Genomic DNA, 13,382 nt, shown 5'->3' with positions numbered 1-13,382 from the left:
CTTCGCGACAGCTCCCCCGCGTTGCGGTGGAGCATCTTCGGCCCAGATCCTCCACCGCGACGCGGGGGAGGTGGCTCGCGCAGCGAGACGGAGGGGGCGTTCGGCCACGGCCCTACAACGTCTCAACCGTGAGCTCACGGTTGGTGTAGACGCAGATGTCGGCGGCGATGCTCATCGCCTTGCGGGCGATGGCCTCGGCGTCGAGGTCGGTGTCCATCAGCGCCCGGGCCGCCGCCAGGGCGTAGTTGCCGCCCGACCCGATGGCGGCGACCCCGCTCTCCGGCTCCAGGACGTCGCCGACGCCCGTCACGGTCAGGATGGTCGAGGCGTCGGCGACGATCAGCATCGCCTCCAGCCTGCGCAGGTAGCGGTCTGTCCGCCAGTCCTTGGCCAGGTCGACGCAGGCGCGGGTGAGCTGCTCGGGATATTGTTCGAGCTTGGTCTCCAGCCGTTCGATCAGGGTGAAGGCGTCCGCGGTCGCCCCGGCGAAACCCGCCACCACCCGGCCGCCCGCCAGCCTGCGGACCTTGCGGGCGTTGCCCTTGACGATGGTCTGGCCCATGGAGACTTGGCCGTCGCCCGCGATGACGGTGGAGCCGCCCTTGCGGACGGCTAGAATGGTGGTCCCATGCCAGTCAGGGAAGGTCGTGGAAGCTTGGCCCATGGTCGGGCATGTGGCCAGGGCGTGTGGCGAGGTCAAGGCGAGGCGAGCATTCGCGCATGAGTTTCCCCCGATGAGTTTCACCCCAATGAGCTTCACCGACGAGGAAGTCGAACGTTACGCCCGGCACCTGGTGCTGCGCGAGGTCGGCGGCCCAGGGCAACAGAAGCTCAAGGCCGCCCGCGTGCTGATCGTCGGCGCCGGCGGGCTGGGCTCTCCCGCCGCCCTCTATCTCGCCGCGGCGGGGGTCGGGACGGTGCTGCTGGCCGACCCGGACGTGGTCGACCGCTCCAACCTGCAGCGTCAGATCATCTACGCCGAGAGCGACGTTGGACGGCCGAAGGCCGGAAGCGCCGCCGACCGGCTCGCGGCGCTCAACCCGCACATCTTCGTCGCCGGCTTCGAAGGGGCCTTCGACGAGACCACCGCCGACAAGCTGGTCGCCGGCGTCGACCTGGTGCTCGACGGCACGGACGACTTCGCCACGCGGATGTGCGTCAACGCCGCCTGCGTGCGCCACGGCAGGACCCTGGTGTCCGGGGCCATCGGCCGCTGGACCGGCCAGGTCGGCGTGTTCCAGGGCCAGCCCTGCTACCAGTGCCTGGTGCCGGAGATCCCGCCGGACGCGGAGACCTGCGTCGCCGTCGGCGTGGTCGGCGCATTGGCCGGCGTGGTCGGCTCGATGATGGCGCTGGAGGCGATCAAGCTGATCGTCAACGCCGGAGAATCCCTCGCCGGCCGTTTGATGATCTACGACGCGCTCGCCGCCGAGACCCGCACCGTCCGGGTGGGCGCGGACCCGGATTGCCCCATCTGCGGAGGGAAGACGCCATGAGCCAGGAGGCCTGGACCGAGGTCGACCACTATCTGACCGAGGCGCTGCTTGCGCCCGACCCGACGCTCGACGCGGCCTTGGCGGACAGCCAGGCGGCCGGCCTGCCGGCCATCAATGTCGCGCCCAACCAGGGCAAGCTCCTGATGCTGCTGGCGCAGATGACCGGCGCCAGGCGCATCCTCGAGATCGGCACGCTCGGCGGCTATTCGACCATCTGGCTCGCCCGCGCCCTGCCCGCGGACGGGCGGCTGGTCACCCTGGAATACGAGCCGAAACATGCGGAGGTCGCCCGCAAGAACCTCGCCCGCGCCGGCTTCGCCGACCAGGTCGAGGTCAAGGTGGGCGCGGCGATCGCTGCCCTGCCGAGCCTCGAAGGCCCCTTCGACTTCATCTTCATCGACGCCGACAAGAGCGGCTATCCGGACTATTTCCTCTGGTCGCTGAAGCTCGCCCGCCCGGGGACCGTGATCGTCGCCGACAATGTGGTGCGCGCCGGCAAGGTCCTGCAGCCGGGGAACGACGCCAATGCGCTGGGCGTGCGGCGCATGAACGAGCTGATCGCCGCCGAACCGCGGGTCGCGGCCACGGCGGTCCAGACCGTCGGCTCGAAGGGCTGGGACGGCTTCTGCCTGATCCGGGTCAAATAGAGCCCTCTTCCCGCTTCCGGGGAGAGGGCTTTGACTTCTAAAGCATCGCCGGGATCACCCGGTCCGGCGGACGGTGGCCGTCCATCCAGGTGCGGATGTTGATGATCACCTTCTCGCCCATGTCGATCCGCCCCTCGATCGTCGCCGAGCCCATGTGCGGCAGCAGCACGGCGTTGGGCAGCTTGAGCAGCTTCGGATTGATCGCCGGCTCGAACTCGAAGACATCCAGCCCCACGCCGGCGATCGCGCCGGCGGCCAGGAGATCGGCCAGGGCGTTCTCGTCGATGATCTCGCCGCGGGCGGTGTTGATGACGATGGCGTGCGGCTGAAGCAGCTTCAGCCGCCGGGCCGACAGCAGGTGGTAGGTGGCGGGCGTGTGCGGCGAGTGGACCGAGATGATGTCCATCCGCGCCAGCATCTGGTCGAGGCTCTCCCAGTAGGTGGCCTCCAGCTCCTCGGCGATGCGCACCGAGACCGGCTTTCTGTTGTGGTAGTGGATCTGCAGGCCGAAGGCCTTGGCGCGCCGCGCCACCGCCTGGCCGATCCGGCCCATGCCGATGATGCCAAGGCGCTTGCCGGTGATTCGCCGCCCCAGCATCCAGGTGGGCGACCAGCCCTTGAAACCGCCCGTCTCGACGACGTTGGCGCCCTCCACGATCCGGCGGGCCACCGTCATGATCAGCGCGAGCGTCAGGTCGGCGGTGTCCTCGGTCAGCACGCCAGGCGTGTTGGTCACGGTGATCCCGCGCTCGGTGGCCGCGGTCACGTCGATATGATCGACGCCGGCGCCGAAGTTGGCGATCAGCTTCAGCTGCGGACCGGCCTTCTCCAGCAGGGCGGCGTCGATCTTGTCGGTGATGGTGGGGGCCAGCACGTCGGCGCGCGCGACGGCGGCCTCGAGCGCCGCGCGGCCCATCTGCTCGTCCGTCAGATTGAGCTCAGTATCGAAAAGCTCCCGCATCCGGGTCTCGACCGGGTCCGGCAGTTTGCGCGTGACGATGACTTTCGGCTTGCGGGCGGCCATGTGCGAACTGAAAAGGGGACCTTGAGGGACGCCGCGTCGCCGGCGCAATCGATCTCTACGGACCACCTCTAGCAAAGGGGCCCTGTGCGGCCAAGGCGAGGCGAACGGATGGCGGTGATGATGCGGGCGCTGCTTGCGGCGGCGACGCTGGGGGCGGCCCTTGTCGCAGGCGCGGCAGAAGCGGCCGACCGGGCGACGCCCTCGGGCCTGCCGGTGCCGCGCTATGTCTCGCTGAAGTTCGACAAGGTGAACGCTCGCGCGGGGCCGGGCGACGATCACCGGCTGCTCTGGGTCTATCGCGTCCGCGGCCTGCCGGTGCAGGTCGTCGCCGAAACCGCCGAATGGCGGCGGATCTGCGATCCCGAGGGCGAGCTGGTCTGGGTCCACAAGCGCACCACCGACGGCCGCCGCACGGCGATGAACATGCAAGCGACCCCCCTGCCGCTCCGCCGGCGGCCGAAAGACGTCTCCCACGTCGTCGCCTATCTGAACCCGCGAGCCCTCGCCGCCCTGGTCCGTTGCGAGGAGGGCTGGTGCCGCGTGAAGGCCGACGATGTCTCGGGCTGGATGCCCGAAAGCAAGCTCTGGGGCACGTCCGAGGCCATCCAATGCCGCCCCGGCCGAACTCACGGCCAGACACACGGAACGACAGGCGCCCGTTGAGCCTGTCGTGCGCATCATGTTAGGGCCTGACGCTCATTCTGATTGAGCCCATCGCCATGAGCATCGAAATCGCCGCCGAGGTCCGCCCCTCGAGCTTCACCAAGGAAGACCTCCTTGCCTGCGCCCGGGGTGAAATGTTCGGGCCAGGCAATGCCCAGCTGCCGGCGCCGCCGATGCTGATGTTCGACCGCATCGTGAAAATTACCTCCGATGGCGGCGTCAACGGCAAGGGCTTCATCGAGGCCGAGCTCGACATCACCGACGACCTTTGGTTCTTCGCCTGCCACTTCATCGGCGACCCGGTGATGCCGGGCTGCCTGGGGCTGGACGCCATGTGGCAGCTGGTCGGCTTCTTCCTCGGCTGGTCGGGCGCGCAGGGCCGCGGCCGGGCGCTCGGCGTCGGCGAGGTCAAGTTCACCGGCCAGGTCACCCCCAAGGTCGAGAAGCTCGTCTACAAGATCGATTTGAAGCGTGTGATCATGCGCAAACTCGTCATGGGCGTGGGCGATGGCCTTCTGCTCGCCGATGGAAAACCCATCTATGAAGCCAAGGACCTGCGGGTCGGCCTGTTCGCCGCCCAGGACCTGAGCTGATCGAACGACCACCAGGGACGGAGGAAATCAGCTGATGCGCCGTGTGGCCGTCACCGGACTGGGTATCGTCTCATCCATCGGCGTGAGCGCCGACGAGGTGCTGACGTCGTTGCGCGAAGCCAAGAGCGGCGTTGTCGCCGCGCCGGAGTATGCGGAGCTCGGCTTCCGCTGCCAGGTGCACGCCCCGCCGCAGATCGACTGGGAGTCCCTGGTCGACCGGCGCGCCGCGCGCTTCCTGGCTCAAGGCACCGCCTTCGGCCACATCGCCATGGAGCAGGCGATTCGGGATTCCGGCCTCGAGGAGGCCGAGGTCTCCAACGAGCGGACCGGCCTGATCGTCGGCGCCGGCGGCTCGTCGACCCGCACCATCGTCGAGGCCGCCGAGATCACCCGCACCAAGGGCCCGAAGCGAATCGGCCCCTTCGCCGTGCCCAAGGCGATGAGCTCGGGCCCTTCGGCCACCCTGTCGACCTGGTTCAAGATCCGCGGCCTGAACTTCTCCATCTCCTCGGCCTGCGCCACCTCGGCCCACTGCATCGGCGTCGGTTTCGAGCAGATCGCCATGGGCAAGCAGGACATCGTCTTCGCCGGCGGCTGCGAGGAGCTCGACTGGACGCTCTCCAACCTGTTCGACGCCATGGGCGCGATGAGCTCCAACTTCAACGACCGGCCGAGCGTCGCCAGCCGCGCCTATGACCGCGACCGCGACGGCTTCGTCATCGCCGGCGGCGGCGGCATCGTCGTGCTGGAAGAGCTGGAGCACGCCAGGGCGCGCGGGGCCAAGATCTACGGCGAGATCGTCGGCTACGCCGCCAACTCCGACGGCTACGACATGGTCGCCCCCTCAGGCGAAGGCGCGGCGCGCTGCATGCGCCTGGCCCTGGAGCAGGCCGGGAACCCCACCATCGACTATCTGAACCCGCACGGCACCTCGACGCCGGTGGGGGACTCCAAGGAAATGGAAGCTGTGCGCCAGGTCTTCGGCGACAAGCCCCCCCTGATCTCCTCGACCAAGTCGCTGACCGGCCACAGCCTCGGCGCGGCCGGCGCGCAGGAGGCGATCTACAGCCTCCTGATGCTCAACAACGGCTTCGCCGCCGAGAGCGCCAACATCGAAAACCTCGACCCGGCCTTCGCCGACCTGCCGATCCTGCGCCAGCGCGCCGACCGCGAGCTGACCACGGTGATGTCCAACAGCTTCGGCTTCGGCGGCACCAACGGCTGTTTGGTGATGCGCCGCATTTGACGCGCCCCTTCTCCCCTTGTGGGAGAAGGTGTCGGGCGCCAGCCCGACGGATGAGGGGTCGAAGATGACCTCCGCTTCGACAGCGGCGTCGCCGCCGACCCGGGACGTCTGAGAGACCCCTCATCCGACCCGCTTCGCGGCCCACCTTCTCCCACAAGGGGAGAAGGACCGCCCGTGTCCGGGATGACACAGCATGGCAGGCGCATTAAACCGCCCCCAAGCACGATCGTGGATTGGAGAAAACCCCGTGGCCGATGACTACCAGATGCCCAAGGGCGAGCTGATGAAGGGCAAGCGGGGCGTGGTGACCGGGGTCGCCAACCACCAGTCGATCGCCTGGGGCATCGCCTCGCAGCTGGCCGCCCAGGGCGCGGAGATGGCCTTCCTGCACCTGCCGGGCATGGAGCGTCGCGTCCAGCCGCTGGCCGACAGCATCGGCGTCAAGACCCTGGCCGCCGTCGACGTCACCGACGACGCCTCGATGGACGCCGCCTTCGCCACGGTGAAGGAGGCCTTCGGAACGATCGACTTCTTCGTCCACGCCATCGCCTTCGCCAACAAGGACGAGCTGAAGGGCTCCTTCGTCGAGAACACCACCCGCGACGGCTTCCTGCGGGCGATGAACATCTCCGCCTTCAGCTTCGTCGACTGCGCCCGGCGCGCGGCCGAGCTGATGCCGGACGGCGGCTCGATCATCACCCTCACCTACATGGGCTCGGAGCGGGCGATCCCGAACTACAACACCATGGGCGTGGCCAAGGCGGCGCTGGAGAGCGCCACCCGCTACGCCGCGCGCGACCTCGGGCCCAAGGGCATCCGCGTCAACGCCGTCTCGCCGGGCGCCATGCGCACCCTGTCGCTGGCGGGCATCCAGGGCGGCCGCGGCATGCTGGCCAAGGGCCGCTCGCTCTCGGCCATGAAGGAAGACACCTCGATGGAAGGCGTCGCCGGCTGCGCCCTGTGGCTGCTGTCGGACCTCGGCCAGTCGACCACCGGCGAGGTGATCCACGTCGACGCCGGCTTCCACATCATGGGCTTCTCCGACGACGAGGGTGGCGAATAAAACTCCGCTCATCCCGGCGAAAGCCGGGACCCAAGCGGCCGCGCCATCGCCCGCGCCGCATCAGGTCTGCTATTCAGCTTGGGTCCCGGCTTTCGCCGGGATGAGCGGTGGATGATATGGACACCTTCGACGCCGACGTGATCATCGCGGGCGCCGGCATGGCCGGGGCGACGCTCGGCCTGGCGCTGGCAAAGGCCGGGCTGAAGCCGCTGCTGATCGATCCGGTGGTGTTCAGCGCCCAGCTGGCGCCGACCTTCGACGGCCGCTCCTCGGCGATCGCCTACGCCGCCTTTCGCCAGTGGCGGGCGCTGGGCCTGGCGCCGATGCTGGAGCCCTATGCCGAGCGGATCGAGCACATCCTGGTCACCGACGGCCGCGCCCCCGGCCCGCTGACGCGCGGCCCCGGCCCCTTCTTCCTGCAATTCGACGCCGAAGAGATCGCCGACCGCTGCGACGGCGAGCCGCTCGGCTACATGCTGGAGAACCGCCGCACCCGCGCCGCCCTCGCCCAGGCGCTGGAAGACGCCGGCGTCGCGGTCCTGGCGCCGGCGCGCGTGGTCGCCGCGACCTTCGGCCCGCGCGCGGCGAGCGTCACCCTGGCCGACGGCCGCGTCCTGCACGCCCCGCTGGTGGTGGGCGCCGAAGGACGGGGCTCGGTGATCCGCGAGGCGGCGGGCATCGGCGCCCTCGGCTGGGACTATCGCCAGACCGGCGTCGTCGCGACCGTCAAGCTGGAGCGGCCGCACGGCGGGACCGCGCACGAGTTCTTCCTGCCGTCCGGCCCCTTCGCCATCCTGCCCCTCACCGAACAGCGCGCCAGCCTGGTCTGGACCGAGAGCGTCCGCCGCGGCGCCGCCCTCAAGGCCGCCCGCCCCGAGGTCTTCCACGCCCATCTTCAGCGCCGCATCGGCGAGCACCTCGGGACGGCTGAGGTCCAGGGGCCGGTCTTCACCTATCCGCTGACCCTGCAGCTGGCGGAGCGGCTCTCAGGTCCGCGCGTGGCCCTGCTGGGCGACGCGGCGCACGGGGTGCACCCGATCGCCGGCCAGGGGCTGAACCTCGGCCTGAAGGGCGCAGCGGCCCTGGCCGAAACCATCGTCGACGCCGGGCGGCTCGGCGAGGATATCGGCTCCGAGGCGGTGCTGGCCCGCTACGCCGCCTGGCGACGGTTCGACACCGTCACCCTCTCGGCCGGCATGGACGCCTTCGTGCGGCTGTTCTCGAACGACAATCCGCTGCTGCGGCTGGTCCGCGGCGCGGGCATGGCCGCGGTCAACCGGATCGGCCCCGCCCGGCGCTTCTTCATGCAGGAGGCCGGCGGCGGCGTCGGCGACCTGCCGCGCCTGCTGAAGGGCGAGGCGCTTTAGCGCCCCCTCCGTCTCGCTACGCGAGCCACCTCCCCCGCTTCGCGGTGGAGGAGCGAGGCGCTGCTGCTCCCCCGCGTGCGGGGGAGCTGTCGCGAAGCGACTGAGGGGGCGTTCCGCGCCGCCCTACTCCCCCTCGGCCAGCTCCCTCGCCTCTTCCGGCAGCATGATCGGCACGCCGTCGCGGATCGGGTAGGCCAGCTTGGCGCTGCGGCTGATCAGCTCGCCCTTGGCGCGGTCGAGTTCGAGCGGCCCCCGGGTCACCGGACAGACCAGGATTTCCAGGAGGCGCGGGTCGACATCGACCTCGGAGACGGCGGGTTCGCTCATGGGCAGACCCTTACTGCACCGAATGGTTCTCGTCATCGCCGTCGTCGACGGAGTCGATCTCCAGCAGGGTGGTCAACACGTCGAAGCGGCCGGTGAGGTCCGGCGCCTGCAGCAGCGCCTGCTTCTCCTGCGGGTCGAACGGCAGGCCCATGGCCAGGCTGTTGACCAGGGCCTCCAGCGGCGCGCCGCTGGCGGTCTCCCAGTCGATGTCGAGGTCGCGGCGGTTCAGATAGCGCTTCAGGGCGTGGGCGAAGCGGTCGCGGGCGTCGGCCGGCACCGGCGTCTTCTCGTTCTCCGACAGGTCCGCCTCGAAGGGGGCGTAGATGGCGCGCGCCTGGCGATAGGGCAGCCGCATGGCCATCTCCTCGCCCGGCTCGAACCGGCAGAGGCCGGTGAGGGTGATCAGATAGCGGCCGTCCGAGGTCTCGGCGAAGCTGGTGATCCGCCCGGCGCAGCCGACCGCCGCCAGGCGCGGCCGCTCGCGGTCGCCGCCCGGCAGGGTCTGGATCATGCCGATGATCCGGTCCCCCCCCATGACGTCGTCGACCATGTTGAGATAGCGCGGCTCGAAGATCTGCAACGGCAGCTCGCCGCCCGGCAACAGCAGGGCGCCGTCGAGCGGAAAGACCGGGATCACCTGCGGCAGGTCCGCGGTCCGTCTGAATCCGGCCATGGGCGCTCTCCGAGAAAGCCTAACTGAACAGTATCGCAGACAGTCGCCGGCGTCCCTGTTTGGCGAGCTCCGACATCTGGCCGGCCGCCTCGAAGACGACGAGCAGCTGCTTGCGCGCCGCCTGCTCGTTCCACTCGCGGTCCGCCTCGATGATCGTCAGCAGGTGGTCCATCGCCTCGTCCAGCCGCCCGTGGGCGCCCAGGGCCTTGGCCAGCTCGAACCGGGCCTCGTGGTCGGCCGGGTCGCGCGTCAGCCGCTCCTGGAACTCGCGCACGTCGGCCGGCGCGTCGGCCGCCAGCGCCAGGGCCGCGCGGACGCTGTCGAGGTCGGGATCCTTGGCGTCGGCGGGCGCCATCTCCAGGATCTGCTGCGCGCGGTCCATTTCACCGCCGGCGAGATAGACCCGCGCCAATCCGCCCAGCGCCTTCACGTTCTCGGGGTCGTGCTGCAGCACCTGGGCGTAGGCCTGGGCCGCGCCGCCGAGATCGCCCAGCTCGAGCGATTCCCGCGCCATGGCCAGGGCGTCTTCGATCCCGTCGTCCGCGCCGCCGGCGCCCGACTTCGCCAGCCGCTCGACGAAGGTCTTCAGCTGGCTCTCCGGAACCGCGCCCATGAAGCCGTCCACCGGCTGGCCGCCCACGAAGGCGAACACCGCCGGGATCGACTGCACGCGCAACTGGCCCGCGAAGGCGGGGTTCTTGTCGATGTCGATCTTCACCAGCTTGACCGCGCCCTTGGCCGCCTTGACGACGCGTTCCAGGGCGGGGCCCAGCTGCTTGCACGGCCCGCACCAGGGCGCCCAGAAGTCGACGATCACCGGCTGCACGCGGCTGGCTTCGATCACATCGACCACGAAGCTGGCGTCGGTCGCATCCTTGATGATGTCGCCGGCCGGCTTGCCGGTGGTCTCGCCAATCAGGGTCATCTCTCCGCCCTCAACTCTCGTGGTCTAAACTCTTGCGGCCCCAAGATGGTCGCACCTTGGCCGCGGTTCAACGCGCCTCAGCGCATTCCACCCGCGCCAACGTCTGGAAATCGACGATCATCGGCTCCACGCCGAGCGCCTGGAAGAAGCGCCGCAGGCCCGCCTGGTCCACGCGGGTGGTCGCCGTATTGGTCAGCGGATGGAAGTTGACCGCCGCCGCCTCGGCGAGCGCGCGATCGAGCACGAAGCGCACCCGGCGTTCGGCGTCGTTGATCAGGCCGAAGGCGGTGACCGAGCCTGGGGTCACGCCGAGCGTCTCCACCATCAGCGCCTCGGCGCCGAACGACAGGCGCGCCGAACCGATCACTGCAGGAAGCCGCTTCAGGTCGATCACGCTGCGGTCCTCGGCCGAGATCAGCCAGAGCTGGCCCTTGGCGTCCTTCAGGAACAGGTTCTTGGTGTGGGCGCCCGGAAGCGCCGCCTTGATCTCCTCGCCCTCCCCCACCCGGAAGACGGCGGGATGCTCGTGGGTCGTCGCGGCGACCCCGATCTCGTCGAGGAAGGCCAGCAGGTCGGCTTTGGTCTTCATGGGCGGGGTTCATAGCCGACTTCAGCGCGCCCGTTCAGGCGCCGTGGGTCGGTTTCTTGTCCACGAAATACACGAAATACACGAAAGGAGCGGAGCAACCCGAACGGCCGCGCCCCTCGATCGACCGGCCAGAGGCCGGTCCATTCGTGGCCCTCCGGCTCCGCAAACCGCGCACTCTGAGCGCCGCCGCTTTCGTGTATTTCGTGGACAAATCCTCTTCGGTGTTTTCCGTGCCTTCCGTGGTTCCCTTGACGGCGCTGGACGCCACCCCTCCCGGTGCCTAGAGGTCGACGACCCCGAGACGTCGAGAGCGCCATGGAACTCGAGTGCTACCCCACCACCGAACGGCCGCCGGAGCTGGTGCCGGGCCGGCCGCAGCGGGACTGGATGGACCGCTTCACTGAGCGCCACCCCTACCGCTGCCTGCCGCTCAGCATGGCCAACACCTCGGGCTGGGAGCTGCTCTGCCCGACGGGCTTCACCGCCGAATGGACCGGGGGCCTGCATCAGAGCGACATCAAGCTGACGCCCGACCGCCCGAACCCTGATTTCCATCGTTTCGCCACCAGCCACTTCAGCCACGGCGTCGTGACCTTCCACCCGGGCTATCTGTTCCGCACCCCGCCGGGCTGGTCGATGTGGGTGATGGGACCGCCCAACCAGATCAAGGACGGGCTCCAGCCCCTGGCCGGCGTGGTCGAGACCGACTGGCTGCCCTTCCCCTTCACGATGAACTGGGTCTTCACCCGGCCGGGCAAGGTCCACTTCGACAAGGGCGAGCCCTTCTGCTTCATCACCCTCACCCAGGACCACCCCCTGCACGAGATCCAGCCGGTGATCCGGCGGATGGATTCCAACGCGGAGCTGCGCCACCAGTACGACGTCTGGGAGAAGCACCGCAGCGAGTTCAATCAGAAGATTTTCCGCCAGGACCCCGAGGCCACCAAGGCGGCGTGGCAGCGCTATTACTTCAAGGGCGAGTTCCCCGAGGAGGTCGCGCCGGCCCCGGAAGGGCACGTGAACAAGCGCCGCCTGAAGTCCCCAAAATTCCGCGGCTGAGGCGCTTGCCAACCGCCGGACCCTCTGCCATAAGCCGGCCTCTCGAAATTGGGGGCCGCACAGCGGATCTGGTTTCAAGAAGCGCGGGCGTAGCTCAGTGGTAGAGCACAACCTTGCCAAGGTTGGGGTCGAGAGTTCGAATCTCTTCGCCCGCTCCAATTTCTTCCAACGGAAATTGAGCGACAGCGCCTCCCGAAAGGGAGGCGTTCTGCGTTTGGGGACGACGCCCGACTAGCGATCGGAAGGGAACGCGCCATAGCTCTGCGCGCCACGTCCGGATACGCCGTGGCGCCTATTCAATTCAGAGCGCGTCGACGTTGTCGGGCTCTCGGTCGAAGTGGTCGTGCCGGCCATCGACATAGCGGATCGACTTCGCGAGCATGTCAGGGTCGGCTCCTTCGAGCGTGGCGACCTGAACCGCGACGGTCGCGGCGCCCCGCGGGTCCATCCCTTCCGCATGGGTGCGCACGCCGCAGGTGCTGCAGATATGATAGGTAAGGTTGGGGCGCGGCTTGCCGGGCGGCGTCCAGCGATAGTGGATTTGATCGCCGCCGCCGCGCATCAGCCGGAACCTGTCGGCGGGCGCGAAAGCGAACCAGGCGCGGCTCTTGCTGCACAGCGAGCAGTTGCAGCGCAGCGTGCCTTTTTCGAGGTCGATGTCGACGGCGTAGCGGACGGCGCCGCAGTGGCATCCGCCCTCATAATGCTGCTCGGCCACGGCGCTCGCTTCCGCATGATCATCCAACGGGAGTAAGCGGCGGCGCGCGCGCCGGTTCCCGCCTGCCAGAAGCGGCGGCGTCGAACTTGCGCCGCAGCCAGATGCATCAGTCGCTGCGAAGCCGTTTGACGAGATCGTCCGCACCGCGTTGTAGGAGCCGCCGGCGAGATCGAAATGCAGCATCGGCGCCAGCACCCGGTTCGACGCCTTTGCGCCGGTCAGGGTGAGGCGGACGCGCAGGGTGTTTGGGTCGGGTCGGGACACGAGCTTGAACGACCGGCCGAGCGCCGCGGTGAATTCTTGTCGCCCATCTTGCCGAACTGGGCGTCGGCGCCGCGATAGATCGCGACCGGCTCGACCATCACCTTGTCGTACCGGCTCCAGTCGACGGGCGCGACGTAGCGAAACGGCGTGCGCCCGGACTTGTCGCCGCTGTTGGGGAGCAGCTGCGGCGAGGACTCCAGACCGGTATCGGCGACCGGAGGGGCGCTGGCGCATCCGGCAAGGACGGCGCCGGCGGCCAGGACGGCGATCAGGCCGCCACGGTTGCGGGGCGAACGCGCCGGTCTTCGAAAGCGTCTCGATCAAGGTCAATCTCCTGTCGGCCCTGGGGGTGGGGCGATCGGTCGGCGGCGCGAGGCCTCGGACCGCAGGCGATCTCTGTCGGTCATCGATTGAGGTTTGATGGGGACCGCATGTCCCGTCGATGAAGGCCTGGCGGCCCGGTTCCGGCAGGCGCGCAACCTCCAGCGGGCCTCCATCATCCCTCTGCGGCGGCCAGACCAAGAACCAGACGCCCGAAAGGCAGGCGCCGAACGGTCCGGCCGCCAGAATGTGTTGCTAATGCGAATGCGTCGCAATATTAGCAAGCGGCGCCGTGTCGGGCAGGTCGGGCTGCGGACGTCAGCGGTCGGCCCGAAGCGGGTCGGCCCTTCGGAACGGACCGATCCGGCCCCGAAGGGTGCGGCGAGGCTTGGGGGTAGGATGAGAGA

General features: G+C 69.1%; 15 protein-coding genes, 1 tRNA gene and 1 pseudogene. 9 read left to right on the top strand and 8 right to left on the bottom strand.

What is annotated here, in order from left to right; genetic code table 11:
• Positions 1 to 112 precede the first annotated feature (112 nt).
• Positions 113 to 664 (bottom strand): ATP-dependent protease subunit HslV, encoded by a 552-nt coding sequence (gene hslV, locus ACSQ2B_RS16815; protein ID WP_436051584.1) that lies wholly within the window; start codon positions 662 to 664, stop codon positions 113 to 115.
• 85 nt (positions 665 to 749) lie between these two features.
• Between hslV and ACSQ2B_RS16810 the strand changes: the two genes are divergently transcribed.
• Both ACSQ2B_RS16810 and ACSQ2B_RS16805 read left to right on the top strand, forming a co-directional pair.
• Positions 750 to 1,496 (top strand): HesA/MoeB/ThiF family protein, encoded by a 747-nt coding sequence (locus ACSQ2B_RS16810; protein WP_436052594.1) that lies wholly within the window; start codon positions 750 to 752, stop codon positions 1,494 to 1,496.
• Entirely contained in the window at positions 1,493 to 2,143 is a 651-nt protein-coding gene (locus ACSQ2B_RS16805) for an O-methyltransferase (RefSeq protein WP_436051583.1), read from the top strand. The genes ACSQ2B_RS16810 and ACSQ2B_RS16805 overlap by 4 nt, the downstream gene beginning before the upstream one ends.
• 37 nt (positions 2,144 to 2,180) lie before the next feature.
• Here the strand turns inward: ACSQ2B_RS16805 and ACSQ2B_RS16800 are convergent, their stop codons facing one another.
• Complete coding sequence (locus tag ACSQ2B_RS16800; RefSeq protein WP_436051581.1) at positions 2,181 to 3,167, bottom strand: 2-hydroxyacid dehydrogenase; 987 nt, start codon at positions 3,165 to 3,167, stop codon at positions 2,181 to 2,183.
• 108 nt (positions 3,168 to 3,275) lie between these two features.
• Between ACSQ2B_RS16800 and ACSQ2B_RS16795 the strand changes: the two genes are divergently transcribed.
• The 5 genes from ACSQ2B_RS16795 (at position 3,276) to ACSQ2B_RS16775 (ending at position 8,099) form a co-directional block, all read left to right on the top strand.
• The gene (locus ACSQ2B_RS16795; protein ID WP_436051579.1) at positions 3,276 to 3,830 is read left to right on the top strand and encodes an SH3 domain-containing protein; all 555 of its coding nucleotides are present in this window, start codon (positions 3,276 to 3,278) and stop codon (positions 3,828 to 3,830) included.
• A 56-nt stretch (positions 3,831 to 3,886) separates the two neighbouring features.
• On the top strand, positions 3,887 to 4,423 hold the full coding sequence (fabA, locus tag ACSQ2B_RS16790) for a 3-hydroxyacyl-[acyl-carrier-protein] dehydratase FabA (protein ID WP_436051578.1): 537 nt from the start codon (positions 3,887 to 3,889) through the stop codon (positions 4,421 to 4,423).
• A 34-nt stretch (positions 4,424 to 4,457) separates the two neighbouring features.
• Positions 4,458 to 5,669: a beta-ketoacyl-ACP synthase I gene (fabB, locus tag ACSQ2B_RS16785; protein ID WP_436051576.1), complete on the top strand. Its 1,212-nt coding sequence runs from the start codon at positions 4,458 to 4,460 to the stop codon at positions 5,667 to 5,669.
• Positions 5,670 to 5,916: 247 nt separating this feature from the next.
• Entirely contained in the window at positions 5,917 to 6,732 is an 816-nt protein-coding gene (locus ACSQ2B_RS16780; RefSeq protein ID WP_436051575.1) for an enoyl-ACP reductase FabI, read from the top strand.
• 116 nt (positions 6,733 to 6,848) lie between these two features.
• Entirely contained in the window at positions 6,849 to 8,099 is a 1,251-nt protein-coding gene (locus tag ACSQ2B_RS16775) for a UbiH/UbiF/VisC/COQ6 family ubiquinone biosynthesis hydroxylase (RefSeq protein ID WP_436052593.1), read from the top strand.
• Positions 8,100 to 8,222: 123 nt separating this feature from the next.
• Here ACSQ2B_RS16775 and ACSQ2B_RS16770 read toward each other — a convergent pair whose 3' ends face one another.
• The 4 genes from ACSQ2B_RS16770 to ACSQ2B_RS16755 form a co-directional block, all read right to left on the bottom strand.
• A complete protein-coding gene (locus tag ACSQ2B_RS16770) occupies positions 8,223 to 8,426 on the bottom strand; it encodes a Trm112 family protein (protein WP_436051573.1) in 204 nt (67 codons plus the stop codon).
• A gap of 10 nt (positions 8,427 to 8,436) precedes the next feature.
• Positions 8,437 to 9,099 (bottom strand): LON peptidase substrate-binding domain-containing protein, encoded by a 663-nt coding sequence (locus ACSQ2B_RS16765; RefSeq protein WP_436051571.1) that lies wholly within the window; start codon positions 9,097 to 9,099, stop codon positions 8,437 to 8,439.
• A 19-nt stretch (positions 9,100 to 9,118) separates the two neighbouring features.
• Positions 9,119 to 10,024: a tetratricopeptide repeat protein gene (locus ACSQ2B_RS16760; protein ID WP_436051570.1), complete on the bottom strand. Its 906-nt coding sequence runs from the start codon at positions 10,022 to 10,024 to the stop codon at positions 9,119 to 9,121.
• A 67-nt stretch (positions 10,025 to 10,091) separates the two neighbouring features.
• On the bottom strand, positions 10,092 to 10,613 hold the full coding sequence (locus ACSQ2B_RS16755) for a prolyl-tRNA synthetase associated domain-containing protein (protein ID WP_436051569.1): 522 nt from the start codon (positions 10,611 to 10,613) through the stop codon (positions 10,092 to 10,094).
• A 315-nt stretch (positions 10,614 to 10,928) separates the two neighbouring features.
• Between ACSQ2B_RS16755 and ACSQ2B_RS16750 the strand changes: the two genes are divergently transcribed.
• Together ACSQ2B_RS16750 and ACSQ2B_RS16745 are read left to right on the top strand one after the other, a co-directional pair.
• Positions 10,929 to 11,672, top strand: a complete 744-nt coding sequence (locus tag ACSQ2B_RS16750) for a DUF6065 family protein (protein WP_436051568.1) — start codon at positions 10,929 to 10,931, stop codon at positions 11,670 to 11,672.
• An 83-nt stretch (positions 11,673 to 11,755) separates the two neighbouring features.
• A tRNA-Gly gene (locus tag ACSQ2B_RS16745) sits at positions 11,756 to 11,830 on the top strand.
• Positions 11,831 to 11,973: 143 nt separating this feature from the next.
• Here the strand turns inward: ACSQ2B_RS16745 and ACSQ2B_RS16740 are convergent.
• Positions 11,974 to 12,573 (bottom strand): GFA family protein, encoded by a 600-nt coding sequence (locus tag ACSQ2B_RS16740; RefSeq protein ID WP_436052592.1) that lies wholly within the window; start codon positions 12,571 to 12,573, stop codon positions 11,974 to 11,976.
• A 6-nt stretch (positions 12,574 to 12,579) separates the two neighbouring features.
• Positions 12,580 to 12,836 (bottom strand): annotated as a pseudogene (locus tag ACSQ2B_RS16735) (DUF3313 family protein); the annotation flags it as partial.
• Between the last annotated feature and the right edge of the window lie 546 nt (positions 12,837 to 13,382).

It is taken from the genome of Phenylobacterium sp. LjRoot225 (genome assembly GCF_964252855.1).
In the GTDB taxonomy this organism is placed as follows: domain Bacteria; phylum Pseudomonadota; class Alphaproteobacteria; order Caulobacterales; family Caulobacteraceae; genus Phenylobacterium.
This window is presented reverse-complemented; position numbering and strand designations above follow the sequence as displayed.